21 protein-coding genes and 1 riboswitch are annotated in these 20,638 nt (G+C 66.6%); of the genes, 12 read left to right on the plus strand and 9 right to left on the minus strand.

Going from position 1 to position 20,638, the window contains the following annotated elements; all coding sequences use genetic code 11:
- Positions 1 to 58: 58 nt before the first annotated feature.
- From ROV95_RS06060 to ettA, 3 genes are all read right to left on the minus strand, one after another.
- A complete protein-coding gene (locus ROV95_RS06060) occupies positions 59 to 1,375 on the minus strand; it encodes an NCS2 family permease (RefSeq protein ID WP_312543494.1) in 1,317 nt (438 codons plus the stop codon).
- A 64-nt stretch (positions 1,376 to 1,439) separates the two neighbouring features.
- Positions 1,440 to 2,129 carry an outer membrane beta-barrel protein gene (locus ROV95_RS06065; RefSeq protein ID WP_058980447.1) on the minus strand — a complete coding sequence of 230 codons (690 nt, stop codon included), beginning with the start codon at positions 2,127 to 2,129 and terminating at the stop codon, positions 1,440 to 1,442.
- 234 nt (positions 2,130 to 2,363) lie between these two features.
- Complete coding sequence (ettA, locus tag ROV95_RS06070; protein ID WP_005415249.1) at positions 2,364 to 4,028, minus strand: energy-dependent translational throttle protein EttA; 1,665 nt, start codon at positions 4,026 to 4,028, stop codon at positions 2,364 to 2,366.
- A 252-nt stretch (positions 4,029 to 4,280) separates the two neighbouring features.
- On the opposite strand from ettA, the gene ROV95_RS06075 reads away from it, so the two are divergent.
- From ROV95_RS06075 to ribD, 6 genes are all read left to right on the plus strand, one after another.
- A complete protein-coding gene (locus ROV95_RS06075) occupies positions 4,281 to 4,724 on the plus strand; it encodes an RcnB family protein (protein ID WP_312543497.1) in 444 nt (147 codons plus the stop codon).
- 159 nt (positions 4,725 to 4,883) lie between these two features.
- Positions 4,884 to 6,137, plus strand: coding sequence for a serine hydroxymethyltransferase (gene glyA, locus ROV95_RS06080; protein WP_019661033.1), 1,254 nt, complete (start codon positions 4,884 to 4,886; stop codon positions 6,135 to 6,137).
- A gap of 65 nt (positions 6,138 to 6,202) precedes the next feature.
- Complete coding sequence (locus ROV95_RS06085) at positions 6,203 to 6,622, plus strand: hypothetical protein (RefSeq protein WP_312543499.1); 420 nt, start codon at positions 6,203 to 6,205, stop codon at positions 6,620 to 6,622.
- Positions 6,623 to 6,648: 26 nt separating this feature from the next.
- The gene (locus ROV95_RS06090) at positions 6,649 to 7,098 is read left to right on the plus strand and encodes a hypothetical protein (RefSeq protein ID WP_308304895.1); all 450 of its coding nucleotides are present in this window, start codon (positions 6,649 to 6,651) and stop codon (positions 7,096 to 7,098) included.
- 144 nt (positions 7,099 to 7,242) lie between these two features.
- Positions 7,243 to 7,764, plus strand: coding sequence for a transcriptional regulator NrdR (gene nrdR / locus ROV95_RS06095; RefSeq protein WP_019661036.1), 522 nt, complete (start codon positions 7,243 to 7,245; stop codon positions 7,762 to 7,764).
- 120 nt (positions 7,765 to 7,884) lie between these two features.
- On the plus strand, positions 7,885 to 8,970 hold the full coding sequence (gene ribD, locus ROV95_RS06100) for a bifunctional diaminohydroxyphosphoribosylaminopyrimidine deaminase/5-amino-6-(5-phosphoribosylamino)uracil reductase RibD (protein WP_312543501.1): 1,086 nt from the start codon (positions 7,885 to 7,887) through the stop codon (positions 8,968 to 8,970).
- Positions 8,971 to 9,005: 35 nt separating this feature from the next.
- Here ribD and ROV95_RS06105 read toward each other — a convergent pair whose 3' ends face one another.
- From ROV95_RS06105 to ROV95_RS06115, 3 genes are all read right to left on the minus strand, one after another.
- A complete protein-coding gene (locus ROV95_RS06105; RefSeq protein WP_312543503.1) occupies positions 9,006 to 9,428 on the minus strand; it encodes a hypothetical protein in 423 nt (140 codons plus the stop codon).
- A 102-nt stretch (positions 9,429 to 9,530) separates the two neighbouring features.
- Positions 9,531 to 10,415 carry a hypothetical protein gene (locus tag ROV95_RS06110; protein ID WP_058980444.1) on the minus strand — a complete coding sequence of 295 codons (885 nt, stop codon included), beginning with the start codon at positions 10,413 to 10,415 and terminating at the stop codon, positions 9,531 to 9,533.
- A 151-nt stretch (positions 10,416 to 10,566) separates the two neighbouring features.
- Entirely contained in the window at positions 10,567 to 11,190 is a 624-nt protein-coding gene (locus ROV95_RS06115) for a hypothetical protein (protein ID WP_058980443.1), read from the minus strand.
- A 187-nt stretch (positions 11,191 to 11,377) separates the two neighbouring features.
- Positions 11,378 to 11,523, plus strand: a riboswitch (FMN riboswitch).
- A gap of 77 nt (positions 11,524 to 11,600) precedes the next feature.
- Between ROV95_RS06115 and ROV95_RS06120 the strand changes: the two genes are divergently transcribed.
- The 5 genes from ROV95_RS06120 (at position 11,601) to thiL (ending at position 15,556) form a co-directional block, all read left to right on the plus strand.
- Positions 11,601 to 12,227 carry a riboflavin synthase gene (locus tag ROV95_RS06120; RefSeq protein ID WP_312543505.1) on the plus strand — a complete coding sequence of 209 codons (627 nt, stop codon included), beginning with the start codon at positions 11,601 to 11,603 and terminating at the stop codon, positions 12,225 to 12,227.
- Positions 12,224 to 13,324, plus strand: coding sequence for a 3,4-dihydroxy-2-butanone-4-phosphate synthase (ribB, locus tag ROV95_RS06125; protein WP_058980442.1), 1,101 nt, complete (start codon positions 12,224 to 12,226; stop codon positions 13,322 to 13,324). The genes ROV95_RS06120 and ribB overlap by 4 nt, the downstream gene beginning before the upstream one ends.
- 200 nt (positions 13,325 to 13,524) lie before the next feature.
- On the plus strand, positions 13,525 to 13,992 hold the full coding sequence (ribH, locus tag ROV95_RS06130; protein WP_010481977.1) for a 6,7-dimethyl-8-ribityllumazine synthase: 468 nt from the start codon (positions 13,525 to 13,527) through the stop codon (positions 13,990 to 13,992).
- A complete protein-coding gene (gene nusB, locus ROV95_RS06135) occupies positions 13,989 to 14,468 on the plus strand; it encodes a transcription antitermination factor NusB (protein WP_312543506.1) in 480 nt (159 codons plus the stop codon). Before ribH ends, nusB begins: the two co-directional genes overlap by 4 nt.
- 125 nt (positions 14,469 to 14,593) lie before the next feature.
- Positions 14,594 to 15,556, plus strand: coding sequence for a thiamine-phosphate kinase (gene thiL, locus ROV95_RS06140; protein ID WP_312543508.1), 963 nt, complete (start codon positions 14,594 to 14,596; stop codon positions 15,554 to 15,556).
- 169 nt (positions 15,557 to 15,725) lie between these two features.
- On the opposite strand, the gene ROV95_RS06145 is transcribed toward thiL, so the two are convergent.
- The 3 genes from ROV95_RS06145 to ROV95_RS06155 all read right to left on the minus strand — a co-directional run bounded on the left by ROV95_RS06145 (position 15,726) and on the right by ROV95_RS06155 (position 17,822).
- Positions 15,726 to 16,136 (minus strand): hypothetical protein, encoded by a 411-nt coding sequence (locus tag ROV95_RS06145; protein WP_312543510.1) that lies wholly within the window; start codon positions 16,134 to 16,136, stop codon positions 15,726 to 15,728.
- A gap of 392 nt (positions 16,137 to 16,528) precedes the next feature.
- The gene (locus ROV95_RS06150) at positions 16,529 to 17,251 is read right to left on the minus strand and encodes a fimbria/pilus periplasmic chaperone (protein ID WP_312543511.1); all 723 of its coding nucleotides are present in this window, start codon (positions 17,249 to 17,251) and stop codon (positions 16,529 to 16,531) included.
- Positions 17,252 to 17,306: 55 nt separating this feature from the next.
- Positions 17,307 to 17,822 carry a fimbrial protein gene (locus tag ROV95_RS06155; RefSeq protein WP_312543513.1) on the minus strand — a complete coding sequence of 172 codons (516 nt, stop codon included), beginning with the start codon at positions 17,820 to 17,822 and terminating at the stop codon, positions 17,307 to 17,309.
- 257 nt (positions 17,823 to 18,079) lie between these two features.
- Here ROV95_RS06155 and ROV95_RS06160 point away from each other — a divergent pair, with 257 nt between their 5' ends.
- A complete protein-coding gene (locus ROV95_RS06160) occupies positions 18,080 to 20,578 on the plus strand; it encodes a fimbria/pilus outer membrane usher protein (protein ID WP_312543515.1) in 2,499 nt (832 codons plus the stop codon).
- Positions 20,579 to 20,638: the final 60 nt, after the last annotated feature.

The following is a 20,638-nucleotide window of genomic DNA, read 5'->3' on the forward strand; positions in this document are numbered from 1 at the left end:
GCTGCGGGGTCAGGTACCTACGCAGCGCAGTGGGCTCCGACCGACCCTCAGCCAGGCATCATTCCAGCGCGTAGCGCAGGGTGAACAGCACCGCCACCAGCCACACCGCCGGATGCACTTCGCGCCAGCGGCCGGTGCCCGCCTTGAGCGCGGCATAGGCGATGAAGCCGAAGGCCAGGCCGTTGGCAATGGAGTAGGTGAACGGCATTGCCAGCGCACACAGCGCGGCCGGCACCGATTCGGTCAGGTCGCTCCAGTCCACCTCCACCAGTTCGCGCAGCATCAGGCCGGCCACGAACAGCAGCGCCGGTGCGGTGGCATAGCTGGGCACCATCGACGCCAGCGGCGAGAACAGCAGCGCGGCCAGGAACAGTGCCGACACAACCAATGCGGTCAGGCCGGTGCGGCCGCCCACCTGCACGCCCGAGGCGCTTTCGGCAAAGGCCGTGGTGCTGCTGGTGCCGAGCACCGAACCGGCCACGATGGCGGTGCTGTCGGCCAGCAGCGCGCGGCCGAAACGCTTCTGCGCGCCGGGCAGCTTCAGCAGGCCGGCGCGACCGACCACGCCGTACAACGTGCCGGTGGCATCGAACACTTCCACCAGCACGAACACCAGCACCACCTGCAGCAATACGGCGATCGGCGCACCACCGTCATGGTGCAGCAGGCCCGGCAGGTCCAGCTGCAGGAAGGTCGGCGCCAGGCTCGGCGGCAGCGAAACCAGGCCCTGGTACTGCACATCGCCCAATGCCCAGCCGGCGCCGGTCACCGCCAGGATGCCGATCAGGATCGCACCACGCACGCGGCGCACTTCCAGCACCGCGATCAGCAGGAAGCCGGCCAGTGCCAGCAGCGGCGGCGCCGTGTTCAACGGTCCCAGTGCCACCAGCGTATCTTCATTGCCGACAATCACGCCGGATTTCTGCAGCGCGATGATCGCCAGGAACAGGCCGATGCCGGCCACGATGGCCGAGCGCAGCGACGAAGGAATGCCCGATACCAGCCATGCCCGAACGCCGGTCAGTGACAGCACCAGGAACACCAGGCCGGAGATGAACACCGCCGCCAGCGCCTGCTGCCACGGCAGGCCGGCAGCACCAACCACGGTGAAGGCGAAGAACGCGTTCAGGCCCATGCCCGGTGCCATGCCGACCGGGAAGTTGGCGGCCAGCGCCATCACCGCCGAACCCAGTGCAGCAGCCAGGCAGGTGGCCACGAACACCGCGCCGGCGTCCATGCCGGTGGTGCCGAGGATCTCGGGGTTCACGAAGACGATGTAGGACATCGTCAGGAAGGTGGTGACACCGGCCAGCAGCTCGGTGCGCACGGTGGTGCCGTGCTGCTGCAGCTGGAACAGGCGCTCGAACAGGGACATCGCAGATCTCTCATGCCTGCGCGCCCTGCCGCCCCGGGGGACCTGCGGGTACGTCGCCAGGCGGTTAGAAGTGGTAGTTCAACTTCAGCGTAACGCTGCTGTAGTCGGTATGGAAGCTGCGACGCGCCGCAGCGGGGTAGTTGGGGTCTTCCAGGGTCACCGGGCTGGAACCCAGGTGGGTGTAGCGGTATTCGGCACCGGCCGAGAGGCGCTCGTTGAAGCGGTACAGCACGCCTGCGGTGGCGTGGGCGCCGGTGGAAAGGTGCGAGGCGCGGGTCTCGAACTCGGCCACGCGGCAGCCGTTGGTGGCCTCCACCAGCGACTTGTCGCAGCCCAGCGTGAATTCCTGCTGGGCCACGGTCACGCCCGCGCCGACATAAGGCAGCCAGCGGCCCATCGCACGGCCCAGCGTTACATCGAGGGTGCCCGAACGGGTCAGCGCGTCTTCGCCGTAGTACGGGCTGTACTGGTGCTGTTCGCGATCCTTCCAGTCACGGGTGACGTTGCCGAACGACAGCGTGCCTTCAACGCCGACCACGATGCTGTTGTCGAACTGCCAGCGACGGCCGCCCTGCACGCCGCCGGTGAAGCCGCGCACGCTCTTTTCCGAGGCGTTGGCATTGCTGCGGTCCTTGCTGTGCCCCTCGCCATGCGAGGCCTGGGCACCCAGGTAGAAGCCGTCCCAGTCGGTGGTCGCGGCCGTGGCCGTGCCCGACAGCATCACGGCTGCCGTGGTGATGATCAGTGCTTTCATTGGAATTTCCTACGTTGGGGGATGAATCGGGGCGTAGGAAAACCGATGTGGGCGCGCGGAAACATACAACGAATTGCAAAGTCCGATTACGACAGGGATTCAAGCCCGCTTGAGGCGCCCGCGTTCATCAACGGTTGAATCGCGGCCAGCGAAAACGCCCGGAAAGCGGGCGTCAGGAACGCCTGAAAGACGAAAGGCCGCGCGAGCGCGGCCTTTCGTTTTCTGCGGCGGGGCTTACTTCAGCGCCTTGAAGCGCAGGCGCTTCGGCGCAGCGTCGTCGCCCATGCGGCGCTTCTTGTCTTCCTCGTACTCGCGGTAGTTGCCCTGGAAGAACTCCACGTGCGAGTCGCCTTCGAAAGCGATGATGTGCGTGGCGATGCGGTCCAGGAACCAGCGATCGTGCGAAATCACGAAGGTGTTGCCCGGGAACTCCAGCAGCGCATCTTCCAGCGCACGCAGCGTTTCGATGTCCAGGTCGTTGGACGGTTCGTCCAGCAGCAGCACATTGCCACCCTGCAGCAGGGTCTTGGCCATGTGCAGGCGGCCACGCTCACCACCGGACAGCGAACCGACCATCTTCTGCTGGTCCTGGCCCTTGAAGTTGAAGCGGCCGATGTAGGCGCGCGACTGGATCTCGATGCCGTTGATGTTGAGGATGTCCAGGCCGCCGGCGATTTCCTGGAAGACGTTGTGGTTGCCTTCCAGCTTGTCGCGGCTCTGGTCCACGTAGGACAGCTGCACGGTCGGGCCGATCACGATCTCGCCCGAATCCGGCTTTTCCTGGCCGGTGATCATCTTGAACAGGGTCGACTTGCCGGCGCCGTTCGGGCCGATGATGCCGACGATCGCGCCCGGCGGAATCAGCATCGAGAGGTTGTCGATCAGCAGGCGGTCGCCGAACTTCTTGGAGACGTTCTTGAACTCCATCACCATGTTGCCCAGGCGCTCGCCCGGCGGAATGAAGATTTCGTTGGTCTCGTTGCGCTTCTGGTAATCCTGCGACTGCAGCTCTTCCAGGCGGGCCAGACGGGCCTTGCCCTTGGAACGGCCGCCCTTGGCGTTCTGGCGCGACCACTCCAGTTCCTTCTGGATCGCCTTCTGGCGGGCCTTCTCCTGGTTTTCTTCCTGCTTCAGGCGCTCATCCTTCTGCACCAGCCATTCGGTGTAGTTGCCCTTCCACGGAATGCCGCGGCCGCGGTCCAGTTCCAGGATCCACTCGGCGGCGTTGTCCAGGAAGTAGCGATCGTGGGTAACGGCCACCACGGTGCCGGTGTAGCGCGCCAGGAACTGTTCCAGCCATTCCACCGACTCGGCGTCGAGGTGGTTGGTCGGTTCGTCCAGCAGCAGCATGTCCGGCTTCTGCAGCAGCAGGCGGCACAGCGCCACGCGGCGCTTTTCACCACCGGACAGGTTGGCGATCTTGGCATCCCACGGCGGCAGGCGGAGCGCATCGGCGGCCACGTCCAGCTGGTTTTCCAGGGTATGCGCATCACCGGCGGCCAGGATCGCCTCCAGGCGCTCCTGCTCCTTGGCCAGCGCGTCGAAGTCGGCACCTTCCTCGGCGTAGGCGGCATACACCGCTTCCAGCGCAGCCTGCGCCTGCAGCACTTCGCCCACGCCTTCCTCGACCGACTCGCGCACGGTCTTGTTCGGGTCCAGTTCCGGTTCCTGCGCCAGGTAGCCGACCTTGATGCCCGGCTGCGGGCGGGCCTCGCCCTCGAAATCGGTGTCCACGCCGGCCATGATCTTCAGCACGGTGGACTTGCCGGCGCCGTTCAGGCCCAGCAGGCCGATCTTGGCACCCGGGAAGAAGGACAGCGAGATGTCCTTGATGATCTGCCGCTTGGGCGGGACCACCTTGGACACGCGGTTCATGGTGTAGATGTATTGCGACGACATGAGGTCTCCGTAGGCGCGGCCCTGCACCCGACCCGTCACGGGAACATCCCGTTGCGGCAGCGGGCACAGACTGGAATGGAATACCGCCAATTATAGCCGGAACCGGTTCCGGGCCGCGCCCGGCGCAGGGGCGCCGGCTGGCCGTGGCCTGAATACTCCGTCACAGTCCTGCAGCGGGAAGCGTTTCCAGCCGGAAACGGTTCAGATCGGTTGCGCAATATGGGCTCACCACCACCCAAACAGAGGTCTGACATGCGCATCAATCGAGTAATGGCCAGCGCCGTGGCCTCTGTGCTGGCGCTCGGTGCCGTGGCTCCCGCCTTTGCCGACAACGACCACCGCCGCGGCCACGACCGCCGCGAGTGGCGCGAGGACCGCCGCGAGTGGCGACAGGACCGCCGTGACTGGGAACGCGACCGCCGCGACTGGCACCGCGACCATGACCGCTACTACCGCCCGGCACCGCCGCCGCGCGTGGTCTATCGACCGGCCTATGGCCCGGGCTACGGCTGGAAGGTCGGCCACCGCTACCGCGACTACTACCGTGGCCCGATCTACGTGGTGAACGACTACCCGCGCTACCACCTGCGCCGCCCTCCGCATGGGCACCACTGGATCCGCGACGACCGCGGCAACATGCTGCTGGTGGCTGTGGCAACCGGCATCATCGCCGACTACATCATCAACAGCCGCTGAGCCGGCGGCCACGTCCACGCATGGCGTGGATCCACTGGCATGCACGGGGCCGGATTCCTTCGGGAGTGCCGGCCCCGTCCTTTTCGGCCCCGGCGGGCCGGTGCGGGGCTACAATCAGGGGCTGAGCCGTACCCCTTTCCCTGCCTGCTGGAGTACCCGATGTTCCCGCGTGACGTCCGCATCGAATCCTACGATCCCGAACTGGCCAAGGCCATTGCCGCTGAAACCCAGCGCCAGGAAGACCACGTCGAGCTGATCGCCAGCGAGAACTACACCAGCCCGGCGGTGATGGAAGCCCAGGGCAGCCAGCTGACCAACAAGTACGCCGAAGGCTACCCGGGCAAGCGCTACTACGGCGGCTGCGAATACGTGGACATTGCCGAGCAGCTGGCGATCGACCGCCTCAAGCAGCTGTTTGGTGCCGACTACGCCAACGTGCAGCCGCACAGCGGCTCGCAGGCCAACCAGGCCGTGTACTTCGCCCTGCTGCAGCCGGGTGACACCATCCTCGGCATGAGCCTGGCCCACGGCGGCCACCTCACCCACGGTGCCAAGGTGAATGCCTCGGGCAAGCTGTTCAACGCCGTGCAGTACGGCGTGAACGACCAGGGCCTGATCGATTACGACGAAGTCGAGCGCCTGGCCCTGGAGCACAAGCCGAAGATGGTCGTTGCCGGCTTCTCGGCCTATTCGCAGGTGATCGACTGGGCGCGCTTCCGCGCCATCGCCGACAAGGTCGGTGCCTACCTGTTCGTCGACATGGCCCACGTGGCCGGCCTTGTCGCCGCTGGCGTCTACCCGAGCCCGCTCGAGCACGCCCACGTGGTGACCTCCACCACCCACAAGACCCTGCGCGGCCCGCGTGGCGGCATCATCATCGCCAAGGGCGCCGACGAAGACCTGGTCAAGAAGCTGCAGTCGATCGTGTTCCCGGGCATCCAGGGCGGTCCGCTCATGCACGTCATCGCCGGCAAGGCCGTGGCCTTCAAGGAGGCGCTGGAACCGGCCTTCAGGACCTACCAGCAGCAGGTGGTGAAGAACGCCCAGGCGATGGCCAACACGCTGATCGCGCGCGGCTACAAGATCGTCTCCGGCGGCACCCAGAACCACCTCATGCTGGTGGACATGATCGGCAAGGACGTGTCCGGCAAGGACGCGGAAGCCGCGCTGGGCAAGGCTCACATCACCGTCAACAAGAACTCGGTGCCGAACGACCCGCGTTCGCCGTTCGTGACCTCGGGCCTGCGCCTGGGCACCCCGGCGGTGACCACCCGTGGTTACGTCGAGCAGGACTGCGTGGACCTGGCCAACTGGATTGCCGACGTGCTCGACGCACCGAACGATGACGCCGTCATCGCCCGCGTGCGCGACGCCGTCAGCGCGCAGTGCCGCAAGTACCCGGTCTACGGCTGATCGGGTTGGGGTCGGACCCCTTCCCGCAGGGAAGGGCTCTGACCCCGGCATTGCAGCGATCGCGCATGGATGAGCGCCGCCTCAAATACCTGTACGCCACCCTGGCCGTGCTGTTCGGCCTGCCCAGCCTGGTGGCCGGCGGCTTTGCCGCATTGATGCTGCTGCTGACGGGGCTGGGCCAGTTCGGCCATGGCACGCTGGCCTCGGTGACGGTGATGCCGCTGTGGGGCCTGGCCGGCATTGCCGGCTGCCTGGCCTGGTTGTGGCTCAGCGCAGGTTTCCTGATGCAGGGGCGTGCCGGGCTGTACGCGCACCGTCTCTGGTGGTGGATGCTGCTGGCGGGCGGTCTAGCCGCTGTGCCCCCACTGGGGCTGGCGCTGTGGTGGAGCATCACCGTCCACGCCGAAGGCATCGCCCTGCTGCTGTTGGGCCCGTCGATGCTGGTGCCGGCTGCGATGCTGGTGTGGATCAAGCGCCGGGCATGACGCGGCCATGGAAGGACATCGAACGCATGGATGAGCGCCTGCACAAGCGCGGGATGGCCATTGCCGGCCTGCTGGTGGGCCTGCCCACCGTGGCGGCAGGCGGCACGGGTGCCGTGCTGGGGCTGATGGCCGTATGGGACGGCAAGTACCTGACGGGCGACGAGTACACGCTGTTGCTGCTGTGGTCGTCGGCCGGCATCATCGGCCTGCTGTCGTGGCTGTGGCTGAGCGGGCTGTTCCTGTGGCGCGGTGTTGCCGGCCTTCGCCAATCACCGGTCATGGCCTGGGTCGGCCTGGCGTTGGGTGGCTTGGCCGCTTCGGGCGTGGTCGTCGCCACGCTGTACTCCACGATCAGCAATGGCGAGATCTCGACATTGGGCTTTCTCGGGTTTGGCCCGCCGCTGCTGGTGATGTCCGGGCACTTGGCGTGGCTGCGCTGGGCACGCATGGCATCGCCGCCACCCGCACCCGGTTGAGCCGGGCATCCGAACTCGCCGGACACGCTGGGTAGCCAGAATGCAGGCGCTTCCGCGCAGGCAGCATTTGCTGCGGCGCCCTTTCTCAGGTACCTTTGCGACGCTGCCATGACCGTGGCAATTGCTCCCTGAGCCAGGCGTTCCATGCATTGCCCCTTCTGCCAACATGCCGATACCCGGGTCATCGACTCGCGCGTCTCTGAAGACGGCGCGACGATTCGCCGTCGGCGGGAATGCGAAGCCTGCGGCGAGCGCTTCAGCACCCTGGAAACGGTCGAGCTGAAGCTGCCGGCCATCGTCAAGAGCGATGGCACCCGTGAAGCGTTCGACCAGCGCAAGGTCCGCGCGGGGTTCGATCGCGCGCTGCAGAAGCGCGCGGTGCCCGAAGAAAAGATCGAAGCAGCGGTACGTGCGGTGGTGCACCAGCTGCGTATCAGCGGCGAGCGCGAAGTGCCCTCGATCAAGGTGGGCGAGTTCGTCATGAACGAACTGCGCAAGCTCGACCACGTGGGCTACGTGCGCTTCGCTTCGGTGTACCGCAGCTTCGAGGACGTGGCCGATTTCCGCGAGGAGATCGAGAAGCTCGAGCGCGAGCTGCCGGCCAGTACCGAACAGCTGCAGCTGCTGGGCGATGTGATTGCCCTGACCAAGAAAAAGAAAGGCTGACTGCCTCTGCCTTGGGGGTGCCAACCTTGGGGGGCACCGGTGGCCGCATTCACTGGTGGGTGCCAACCGTTGGTTGGCACTGACGGCATGGATCCACACCGGCGGCGTTACCATGGCCGCATGACCACCCCTTTCTCCGCCCTCGACCACCTGCACATGGCCAACGCGCTGCGCCTGGCCGAGCGCGCTGCCTATACCACCCGTCCCAATCCTATGGTCGGCTGCGTCATCGCCCATGGCGAACGCGTGGTCGGGCAGGGCTGGCACCAGCGCGCCGGTGGCCCGCATGCTGAAGTGTTCGCGCTGCGCGAGGCCGGCAGCGACGCCCGTGGCGCCACCGCCTACGTCACCCTGGAACCCTGCGCGCACTACGGGCGCACGCCACCGTGTGCGCTGGCACTGATCGAAGGGGGCGTGTCGCGTGTGGTCGCGGCGATGCGCGATCCGTTCCCCAAGGTCGATGGCGGTGGCTTCGATCTGCTGCGCAATGCCGGCATCGAAGTTGTCGAAGGGCTGATGGCGGCACAGGCGCGCGAGCTCAACAAGGGTTACCTGTCGCGCGTGGAGCGCAACCGCCCGTGGCTGCGGGTGAAGCTGGCCGTCAGCTTGGATGGCCGCACCGCGATGGCTGATGGCAGCTCCAAGTGGATTACCGGGCCGGCCGCGCGCGAAGACGTGCAGCACTGGCGCGCACGTGCGGGTGCAATCCTGACCGGCGCCGATACCGTGATTGCCGACGACCCGATGCTGACCGTGCGCCTGGCCGATACCGAGGTGATGCCGCCACTGCGCGTGGTGCTCGATTCGCGCCTGCGTTCGCTCGAATGCAGCCGCGTGCGCGAAGGCGGGGCCCCGACGCTGTACCTGCACGATGCGGCGGTGAGCGCGCCGGATGCGGCCGACGCCGAATTCGCCAGCGTGCCCAGCGCAGAGGGGCGGTTGGATCTGGGCGCGGTGCTGGCGTTGTTGGCCGAGCGCGGCATCAACGAAGTGCACACCGAAGCCGGCGCCACGCTGGCCGGTGCGCTGCTGCGCGGCGGCTGGGTCGATGAGCTTCTGCTTTATCAGGCCCCCACGCTGCTGGGCGACAACGGACGCCCGCTGCTGGCTGGCCTCGGCATTGATGCCATGGACCAGCAGCGTCGCCTGCGCGTGGTTGACCAGCGCCAGGTCGGCGAGGACAACAGGCTGCTGCTGCGCCCATGAAGGAATGACGCAGAGCAGGGGCTACGCCCATGGCGTCAGGCCGCTTCGTCGTCTTCTTCGCCGACCGGGCACTGGCCCTTCCACTGCTGCTTCCACAGCACATGCAGGTCGCGGCAGTACGCGCCGAGCGCCTCGCCCGGCAGTTGCCTCGCCTTGAACCGCAACCGGCGACGCGTAAAACCGTCGTCGTACTCATCCGGCAGTACCAGCACGGCACATTGATCGTGGTACATCAGGAAGTCGCGGCAGTGATCATCCTCGCTCATCCACGCATCCAGGTGCCTGTCGCTCAGCTGCGTTGACTCGAAGGCGACCGAGGGTTGGACGACGATGATCTTCGTGGCTTTGAACCTGGACGCCTCGGCCTGCCAGGACGCCATCAGCGCCAGCACCATGATCGCGGTCGACGTCATACGGTGTTTCATGCGGTTGCCCCCGGTGGAAGAGGGCAACAGCATTGACCATGCAGGTCGCTCAGGGCCATGCAACGGTTCTGAAAGTGCGCTCGCCGTTGCCGCAGGTAACGAGCAGCCTGGCGTGGACCCGGCTCTAGCTCGCGCTTATGCGCATTCGTCGGTCCACATCATCTCGGCGATCGGGCGCAGCGCCTTGCACTCCTGCGTCATCTCATCGGCTGACTTCACCTGCGCCTTGGCCTTCAGTTCCTCGGCCATCGCGTCCACGCCGCTGATCTGGTCGGGCGCGATCTTCGCCACGCAGGCGCGGTGCTGCTGCAGCAGCAGGTCGCAGCCGGGTACGCCGGTCACTTTTGGCGCGTTGGCCGCCTGCGCGTCCTGTATCCAGTCCTCGAACGGTGCCAGCGCACCGGCTACGGTGCCCACCAGGTCATCGAAGTTGCCGCTGTACCAGTAGCCGTTGTCCTTGGCCGGGTACAGGGTGAAGGTGCCGCTGACCGGCACGCGTGCGCCACTCTGCAGTGCCTGGGCATAGGCATCGGTGAACTGCTTGCGCGAGGCCGGGCTGGCATCGTCGGCCAGGCTGGCGGCGAACAGCGGGCGGACCTTGCCCAGGTCGGGCAGCTGGCAGCTGTAGGTGATCCGCGCCAGCTTCTGGTCTTCAACGTATTCGTTGTCTTCGATCACGCTCTTGGTCGCGCGGCACTTCGAATCACGCAGGGCCTTGGCATACAGCGCTTCGGTGGCGGCCGCGTCGGCCTTGGCGCCGGTGCTGGCAAGCACGACCTGCCACGGTTCGGCCAATGCCTTGGCCAGCGCACCCGGGTTGGGGGTCACCGCGTCCTGGCCCTCGAACGCCGGCTTCAGTGCGTCGTTGAGCGTGCGCGTGGCGGTGGCATCGTCCTCCAGCAGCACGCGCGCATACAGGTCGAAGGCCTGCTCGGGTGCCAGTTGGGCCGGTGCAGCGCTGGCAATCAGCGGGGCGCACAGCAGCACGCTGGCCAGAAGGGTACGGGTGGGGGTCTTCATGACGGTGTTTTACTGTTCCAGAGGCGCGCAAGCCTAGCGCATCTACCCACACTTTCGACGGCGCGATGCAGCCAGGTGACGGTGTGCAGCGGACAAAAAACGGGCCCCTTGCGGGGCCCGTTCGATCGCACGACGAGGAGCGATCGTTGGATCAGAAGCTGGCGCGGACGCCGGCCGAGTACTGGGTGACGTCGCGGTAGCCGGAGATCTCGCCCACCAGACCCCAGGTCTTGGTGAAGTTGATCTGGCCGCCGACGGTGCCGACCCAGGTGCCCTTGAAGTTGTTGCCGCCGTCCATGTAACCGGCCTTGACCCAACCTTCGGTCATGCGCGACGGCTTGCCACGGATGCCCATGGTGACGCGGCCCAGGTTGGTGTGGTCCTTGTTGCGCAGGCGACCGTAGAAATCGGAGTTGACGGTGATTTCGGCCTGCTGGCGGACCCAGGCGGCGTCAGCGGTAAAGTCGACGCGGTCGGTCCACGGCATGTGGTAGCCGATGCCCAGCTCCGGCTGGTTCAGCTTCAGCTTGTAGGAGCCGTAGTCGTAGTTGTACGACTTGCTGGCGTAGGTCCAACCACCGAACACATGGACCTGTTCGGCGATCGCCACGGAACCACGCAGGTAGCCGCCGTCGACCTTCGGGTCGTCCAGTGCGTTGTCGTCAACCTTGACCTGCGTCCAACCGCCTTCGACGTAGGTGTAGCTGAGGGCGTCGGCCGAGGCCGAGAACGGGGCAGCGGCCAGCAGGGCGGCCACGATCAGCATCTTGCGCATGGGAATTCCTGTGAATTTCAGTCCATTGGCGGGCCAGCCCTCTCGGCTACCCGTGGGCGACCTCATGTCGTCCGCTGCGAATTTTAATGAAAGTTTTACAAATTGCGAGCGACGGCCGTCACAGCTGTGGCATCCAGCCCCGTTCAGCCCGGGCTGGTACACTGGCCACGCCGGTTCGCCGGTACACAAACGTCTTCAGGGCGGGGTGCAACTCCCCACCGGCGGTAGGTGCGCAAGCACGAGCCCGCGAGCGCTCCGGCCCACGGCCGGGGGTCAGCAGATCCGGTCCAATGCCGGAGCCGACGGTCATAGTCCGGATGAAAGAAGACGGTGCCACAGGGCCTTCGCGGCCCTGCGCCCGCCTGTTTGCCTTGCGGCGTTTTTCGCTCACTTTTCGCGGAGAACGTTTCTTGTTTACTGGAATCATCGAAGGCGTCGGCCGTCTGGCCGCACGCGAATCCATCGGCGGCGATGTCCGCTTCACCTTCAATGTCGGAAACCTGCCGTTCGACAACGTGCAGATGGGCGAGAGCATTGCCATCAACGGCGTCTGCCTCACCGTCATCGCATTCGACGCCAGCAGCTTCCAGGCCGATGCCTCCACCGAAACCCTGGGCCTGACCACGCTGGGCCAGCTGGGCGAAGGGGCGGTCATCAACCTGGAGCGCGCCATGCGGCCGACCGACCGCCTCGGCGGCCATCTGGTCAGCGGCCACGTCGACGGCCTTGGCCAGGTCCTGTCCATCCACGAAGACGCGCGTGCCCAGCGTTGGCGATTCGCCGCGCCGGCCTCGCTGCGCCGCTACATCGCCAGGAAGGGCTCGATCTGCGTGGACGGCGTCAGCCTCACCGTCAACGAAGTGGACGATGAGGGTTTTGAAGTCGCCCTGATCCCCCACACGGTAGCCAACACCGCCTTCTCCGCCACCGGCGTGGGCAACGCTGTCAATCTGGAAATCGATCTGGTCGCCCGTTACGTGGAGCGGCTGATCGGCGTGCCGACCAACGGTCAGCACCCCCAGGGAGACGTCGCATGAATTTCGCCCCGATCCCGGAAATCCTGGAAGACATCCGCCAGGGCCGCATGGTGGTCATCGTCGATGACGAAGACCGCGAGAACGAAGGCGACCTGATCATGGCCGCCGAGCTGGTCAAGCCGTCGGACATCAACTTCATGGTCACCCACGGCCGTGGCCTGGTGTGCCTGCCGCTGACCCGCACCCGCGCCGCCGACCTCGGCCTGGCGCCGATGGTGCAGGCGAATACCGCCCAGTTCCAGACCAACTTCACGGTCAGCATCGAGGCTGCCGAGGGCGTCACCACCGGCATTTCGGCGCATGACCGCGCGCATACCATCCGCACCGCGGTGAAGCCCAATGCCAAGCCGTCGGACCTGCACCAGCCGGGCCACATCTTCCCGCTGATCGCCCAGCCGGGCGGCGTGCTGACCCGCGCCGGCCATACCGAAGCCGGCGTGGACCTGGCCATGCTGGCCGGGCTGGAACCGGCCGGCGTGCTGGTGGAGATCCTGAACCCGGATGGCAGCATGGCGCGCCGCCCGGAACTGGAAGTGTTCGCCCGCAAGCACGGCCTGAAGATGGGCTCCATCGCCGATCTGATCGCCTACCGCCTGGCCACCGAAAAGACCGTGGAACGCGTGGATGAGCGCGAGATCGAGACCGAGTTCGGCCCGTTCAAGCTGGTGACCTACCGTGACCGCATCGCCCACGACCTGCATTTCGCTCTGGTCCGCGGCACCCCGGACGCGGACACCCCGACCCTGGTACGTGTGCAGGTGGAAAACCCGCTGGCCGACCTGCTGCACTGGCGCCGTGACGACTTCGGCGTGGCGGCCACCGATGCCTTGCGTGCGATCGATGCCGAAGGCGCCGGCGTGATGGTGGTGCTGTCGGCCCCGCGCGATGGCGAAGCCCTGCTGGCCCGCCTGCGCCAGCAGCCGGCGCCGGTGGTGCCGGGCAAGGACAAGGATGTGGGCCAGTGGCGCCGCAACGGTGCCGGCGCGCAGATCCTGTCCGACCTGGGCCTGGGCAAGCTGCGCGTGCTGGGCACTCCCCGCCGCCAGGTCGGCCTGGCCGGGTACGGCCTGGAAGTGGTGGAGACGGTCACTCTGTAATGGGTAGGGGGCCGGGGGGCCCCCCCCCCCCCCCGCCCGCGGGGCGCCCCCCCCCCCCCCCCCCCCCCCCGGGGGGGGCCCCCCCCCCCCCACGGGGGGGGGGGGCCCCCCGGTGGGCGCCCACAGCCCTGGCCCCGCCAGCCACGGCCGGGGCCCATCCACGCTAGAATTACCCCCTTATCGAGTCCCCCAAGCCGCATATGAGCCACTACGAAGGCGATCTTCGCACTCCCGAGTCGGCGCGCTTCGCCATCCTGGCCAGCCGCTGGAATGCCCGCATCACCGACACGCTGGTCGCTGGCGCCCGCCAGAGCCTGGCCGGCAACGGCATCACCGAAGCCAACATCGACGTGATCCGCGTGCCGGGTGCGTGGGAACTGCCGCTGGTGGCCGCACGCCTGGCCGCCGCCCATGAACACGCCGCCATCCTCACCCTGGGCTGCGTGATCCGTGGCGACACCCGCCACTACGAACACGTGGCCGACCGCTGCGCCGAAGGCCTGATGCGCGTGCAGCTGGACTTCGGCGTGCCGGTGCTGAACGGCGTGCTGGCGGTGGAACGCGTTGAAGACGCCGAGGCCCGCGCAGGCGGCAGCCACGGTAACAAGGGCGAGGAAGTCGCACTCGCCGCATTGGAAATGGTCAATCTTCTGGAGCAGCTGCCATGAACAAGAACACCCAGGGCAAGCCCTCCGGTAAACCCGTCCGCCGCGATGGCGTCGATCCGGTGCTGCGCTCGCGCGCCCGCCGTCGTGCCGTGCAGGCCATCTACGCCTGGCAGATCTCCGGCGGCAACGCCCAGTCGCTGATCGCCCAGTTCGCCCACGAGCAGGCCCGCGAAATCGCCGACCTGGCGTACTTCGAGGCGCTGGTGCACGGCGTGCTCGACAACCGTCGCGACATCGACGAAGCGCTCGGCCCGTACCTGGACCGTGCCATCGAAGAAGTGGACGCGATCGAACGCGCGGTGCTGCGCCTGGCCGCCTACGAGCTGCGTTACCGCCTGGACGTGCCATACCGCGTGGTGATCAACGAAGCCATCGAATCGGCCAAGCGTTTCGGTTCCGAACATGGCCACACCTACGTCAACGGCGTGCTGGATCGTGCCGCCGTGGAATGGCGCAAGGTCGAATCGGGTCACTGACCCGATTCCTGTAGAGCCGAGCCATGCTCGGCTCACCGTGCAGCGCACGGTTGCGTCCGGCAGTGCGGCGCGTGATCGAACTGCAGCCGAGCATGGCTCGGCTCTACATGAAAGTAGAACGCCCCATGTCCCTGGCCGAATTCGCCCTCATCGAACGCATCCGCGCCCGTACCCTCGAGCGCGACGACATCCTGCTCGGCATCGGTGACGACGCCGCGCTGCTGCAGCCGCGCGCCAACGAGCAACTGGTGGTCACCGCAGACACGCTCAACAGCGGCGTGCACTTCCCGGTGGAAACCCCGGCCTTCGACATCGGCTGGAAGACCCTGGCGGTCAACCTGTCGGACCTGGCCGCGATGGGCGCGCGCCCGGCGTGGTGCACGCTGGCACTGTCACTGCCGGAAGCGTCTGAAGACTGGATCGAGGCCTTCGCCGATGGCTTCTTCGCCCTGGCCGACCAGCACGACATCGCGCTGATCGGTGGCGACACCACGCGCGGTCCGCTGTCGCTGTCGGTGACCGCGATGGGCCAGGTCGGGCGTGGCCAGGCCCTGCGGCGCGACCGCGCACAGGCAGGCGATGACATCTGGGTCAGTGGCACGCTGGGCGATGCCGCCGGCGCGCTGCGCCTGTGGCAACAAGGTGCGTTGAGCATCGCCACCGCGACGCTGCTGGCCGACTACGAAAGCCTGCGCCTGCGCCTGCTGCGGCCGACGCCGCGCGTGACCCTGGGCCTGCGCCTGCGGGCCTTCGCGCACGCGGCGGTGGATGTGTCCGACGGCCTGCTGGCCGACCTCGGTCATATCGCCACGCGCAGCAACGTGGCCGCGCATGTGGATGCCGATTCGCTGCCGATCTCGCACGCGCTGCGTGAGCTGCTCGGCCGCGACGGTGCACGCGATTGCGCATTGCGCGGTGGCGACGACTACGAACTGTGCTTCACCGCCGCCGCCGACCAGCGCGATGCACTGCACTACCTGGCCGAATCGCTGGACGTACCGCTCACCCGCATCGGCCGCGTTGCCGAAGGACAGGGCGTACATGTAGATGGCGAAGCCGCCGACGGCGGATACCAGCACTTCGCGTAGCCGAAGCGTTACTGCGCTGGTGGGTGCCAACCTTCGGGGTGGGGTCAGATCGATGTTGCTCTGGTAGGTGCCAACCTTGGTTGGCACGCATGTGTCAGCCGCTCGCGGCAACACCGTGTCGACCAAGGTCGACGCCTACCGAGGTAGGGTGTATCGGCATCGCTCAGCGCTACGCCGCGTGCAACTGCACATCCACATACTCGGCCAGCCCACGGCAGGCCAGCAGCAGCCCTTCGCGCACGTCATCCCCTATCTGCTGATCATCATCGCCATCCACGCGCACGCGTTCGGTGGCATGCAGCAGCTCCAGCAGCAACGTCAGGCCGGCATTGGCCCGGTCCGCACGTGCCATCGCCATGCATTGTCCCGATGTACGGCCCTTGCCAGGCCACGGCTGGCCGTCAGCGGCCTCCACATGACGGATGCGCTGCAGGCACGCCAGCAAGGTGTTGTGGGTTGGCACAGTGCTGCCGTGCGTGGCACTGAGCGTGGTTTCCAGTGCGCGGGCGATGGTCTCGGGCAGCTGGTTGGCAGCTTCACCGAGGGTGGCGAACAGGTAAGGGTAGTGCGCAGCAGTCATGGCGGCATCCTTGTGCAGGAAACAAGGGGCCACCCCGCTTAACAGCGAGGGTGACGGACGGTGCGTGGTTCCAATACCGGAGGTCGATGTAGAAGCGCCGGCGGGCACAAGGCCCCCACGCACCGCCCGCCATGTAAGCGCGGACAGAATGCCTGCCGACGCCACCCAACAAGGAAGAGCGACGCCGGCAGGCAAGCGTAACCAACACATCAACCTAACGGGATTGGAAGCCCATGCCACCCGTTGTCGGTGGCGCTACATGATTTGCATGGAGCGCCCATGCTGCCAATGAGAATTGTTGGAAAACGCGAAAACGTTGCAGATGAGCGGCGCGCACAGGCGCGCGCCAGTTGCGACATTTTCTGTAGAGCCGAGCCCACGCTCGGCTTCATTCAACGAACGACGGCGGCCTTGGCATCACGCGGCGTGCCGTAATCGTCCAGCCACTGGAACGTCACCGACGTGGGCATCGCCGCACCACTCGGAAGCGGCAGACGTACCTGCGCGCCCGGTGCGATCATCTCTGCTTCCACCTTGCGGCCGTCGGGCAGGGTCAGCGTGCTTACAGTCACGTGATACGCGCTGGGGTTGCTCACCATCAGGGCACCGGCCTGCGCACGCCATTGCAGTTGCCCGGCCGCATCACGCGGCTTGCCGGGCAGGCCGGCCGGGCGGTGGAACAGCTTCACCCGCGTGCGCACGGCGAACTGCAGCAGGTTCTTGCCGGCGGCATCGGCGGGTTTGGGCGGAATATCCAGCAGGTTGAAGTAGAAGACCGATTCACGATCCGTCGGCAACGGTGTCTCCGACGGGCGCGGCGCGTAAGTAATGCGGTACGCCTGCCCCTGATGGGCCTGCAGCAGGCGCGGGTCGGCCGGCGTCAGACGAAAGGGCGTGCGCACGTTCTCGGGGCGCGCATGGCTGTCGCCATCGTCAATCCAGACCTGCACCATGGCGGCCTTGTCGCCACCGTTGGTGGCTTTGACGGTTACATCGCGGCCCTGGGCCGCGTCATGCACGATACGCGTGCCCTGCAGCGTCACCGCTGCTGATGCCGGCAGCGCCAGGACGCCAGCCAGCAGCGCGGTCATCCACGACATGGCACGGATCTTCATCAGGTCATCCTCCAATAAGGCGCGCCGCCACGGGGGTGGCGCGCAGGGATATGCGTTACTTGTAAAGCACGACGAAATCGCCCGAGGCGTTGGCCGTGCCGGCCGTGGCGTTTTTGCCCGGCGAGGAATACCAGGCGCTGTAGTCCAGCTGGCCTTTGCCGGCAGCCGGAATATTCACCCACTGCAGCGGATCCTCGCCCAGCTTCTGGTGGTTGCCCGCAGCGTCATACAGCGCCACGCCCACGTTGGTGGCCGTGGACGCCGCAGTCAGCGCCAGATTGCCGGTGCTGCCGTCGGGCGTGCCGCCGAAGCGCACGCCGACATCCTGAGCGGCGCCAGAGCCGGAGCAGTCGAGCAGGATGCTGAAGTTCTTCATGCCGGCACGCTCGGCTTCATTCACCCACGCGACGTCCACCTTGCCCATCGGCACGGTGATGGTGCCGCCGGTGGCATCCACCGAGCACGTGCTGGTCATCAGCTCGCCGGTGATTTCCAGCTTCTCGGCGAATGCGGCGGGAGACAGGGCCAGCGCGAGCGCACCAGCAGCAATCAGGTTCAGTCGGTTCGGCATTGAGATGTCCTTGGTTGGGAGTCAGGGGGGCCGCAGTGAATGCGCCAGCGGATGCGCACAGTGTTCCCGGACGGCCGCAGGGCGGACATCCAATTAGTTGCAAGCGTGCTGCGGGTCCCTTGCGATAGCCGCGTCACTCAGGCCGGTGTTGTCGCTTTGCAACAAATTCAATGGGAAGGCAGGGGGGCGCTGTCTACGCTGCGGCCCTCATCGACCACGAGCGATGTCGCCCGCGACCTCATCGAATGAAGCCAGCCATGAACAACTGTCCCTTTCCTCGTTGGACATCACGCCGTCCTGCCGTTCGTGTGCTGGGCCTGGCGATTTCCGTCGCGGTGGCATTGACCATTGCCGGTCATGCCCGTGCGCATGGTGACGAGTCCCTGCAGTTCAGTGAAGGCTTCCTGATTGGTGGCCGGGCCATCGACATGCAGCGCTATGCGCTGGGCAATCCCACGGAGCCTGGCGTGTATTCCTTGGACGTGGTGGTCAATGGCCGGTTCCACGACAAGCGCGACATCACCTTCGTGGCGGCACCGGCGCCTCTTGGTGCGACCCCGTGCCTGCCCGCCGGGCTGGTACGCCAGTTGCCGTTGAAGGAAATGTTCCTGGCCGAGCTGGACCAGGAGGATGAAAGCTGCGTCGCGCTTCCCAGCCTGATCGTCGGTGCCACCGTCGAGTTCGACGAAGGCAACCTGCAGCTTCTGGTGAACGTGCCGCAGGCAGCACAGGCGCGCAACGCGCGCGGATACGTGGCACCTGCACAGCGCGACCACGGCGTCACGGCCGCCTTCTTCGATTACAACATCAACCACAGCCGCAACCAGGGCAAGCAGTCGACGTATCTGGGGCTGAACTCGGGCGTGAATCTGGGCGCGTGGCGGCTGCGCCATCGTTCGTCCTTCAGCCAGGGCAGTCATGGCTCGCGTCACGATGTGATCAGCAGCACGCTGCAGCGCGATCTTCCGGCGTGGAATGCCCAGCTGCTTCTGGGGCAGGGTACGACCGCTGGCGAACTGTTCGAGTCGCTGTCATTTACCGGTGTGCGGGTGGCCAGCGATGAGCGCATGCTGCCGGACTCGCTGCGCGGCTTCGCGCCGGTGGTGCACGGCGTCGCTGAAACCAACGCGGTGGTGAGCATCCGCCAGAACGGCCACGTCATCCACGAAGTAAGCGTGGCGCCGGGGCCGTTCTCCATCGAAGATCTGTACCCGACCAACTTCGGTGGCGACCTGGACGTCACTGTCACCGAAGCCGATGGCCGCCAGCAGCAGTTCACTGTGAACTTCTCTGCAGTGCCGCAGGCGCTGCGCCCCGGCGCCAGCCGTTTCAGCGCCACCGCGGGCGAGCTTCGCGACGCACGCGGTGTGCGTGAAGCACTGCGCTTTGCCGAAGGCACCTACGCACGAGGCATCAGTAACCATTTCACCGCGCTGGGCGGGGTGCAGATGGCCGAAGACTTCCGGTCCGCACTGTTCGGCGGTGCAGTCAATACGCCGCTCGGTGCGTTCGGCGCCGACATCACGCATTCGCGTGCGCGCCTGGCCAACGGCGAACAGGTGACCGGCAACAGCTTCCGGCTGAACTACCAGCGCTATATCACCGCAACGGGGACCAATTTCGGTCTGGCAGCGCTGCGCTACAGCACGCGCGGCTATCTCTCCCTGAATGATTTCGCCCAGGCGTACAACGACGACTGGGGCGTCAGTGGCCGCGCGCGCCAGCGCTTCCAGGTGAACTTCTCGCAGCGCATCGGCGAGCGCAGCACGCTCTCGCTCAATGGCGGACAGGTGCGCTATTGGGACAGCGCGCAGCAGCACAACGATCTGCAGTTGCGCTTCCAGACCAGCATTGGCCGCGCCAATCTGAGCCTGTCTGCCATGCGCCTGCAGATCGGCGATGGCCACCAGGACACCCGCTATGCGGCGACCTTCAGCATTCCGTTGGGCTCGGCCCCGCGTGCACCGCGCTTGAGCACACAGGTGGCCCATTCGGCACGCGGTGATCAGGGCCAGCTGGGCCTGAATGGAACGCTGGGTGCCGATCAGCAGCTGAGTTACAGCCTGTCTGCCAGCGAATTCAGTGACGGGGCCGGCGGCGCCAATGCCTACGCGTCCTATCGCGGTGGGCATGGCACGGTCACCGCCGGCTACAGCCGGTCGGGCGACTACAGCGCCATTAATGCCAGCGCTGCCGGCAGTGTGGTGGTGCACCGCGATGGCATCAACGTCGGTGCGTCGGTGGGCGACGGCTTCGCGCTGGTGCAGGCCGATGGCGCGCAGGGCGCCCGCATCGGCTACGGCAGCGACGTGCGCATCGGTCGCAACGGCTATGCGCTGCTCCCGCACGTGAGCCCCTACCGCTGGAACCAGATCGAACTGGACCCGTCGGGCCTGCCGATGGATGTGGAACTGCTGCAGACCTCGCAGCGGATTGCACCGACGGCGGGCAGCATCGTGCGGGTTGCGTTCAATGCCAAGCGCGAACGCACATTGTTCATTGACGCCACCGATGCCTTGGGCCAGCCGCTGCCGTTTGCGGCACGTATCGAAGATGAGACCGGCCGCAGCCATGGCGCAGTGGGCCAGGGCGGTGTGATCCAGCTGCGTGGCGCGCCCGAACAGGGCCAGCTGATCGTCGACCCGTACGGCCGGCATCGCTGCCGCCTGGAGTACACGACCCCGGATGCGCCCGATGCCTATGGGCTGTCGTGGAGCCAAGCGGTGTGCATGCCGTTGCCACTGCCCAGCCCTTGATTGCAGGCCGCACTGAGTACGACCGATGCCACGCAGCTCTGATTCCTCCCACCAGAACAC

Source organism: Stenotrophomonas maltophilia group sp. msm1 (genome assembly GCF_032025805.1).
GTDB lineage: Bacteria > Pseudomonadota > Gammaproteobacteria > Xanthomonadales > Xanthomonadaceae > Stenotrophomonas > Stenotrophomonas hibiscicola.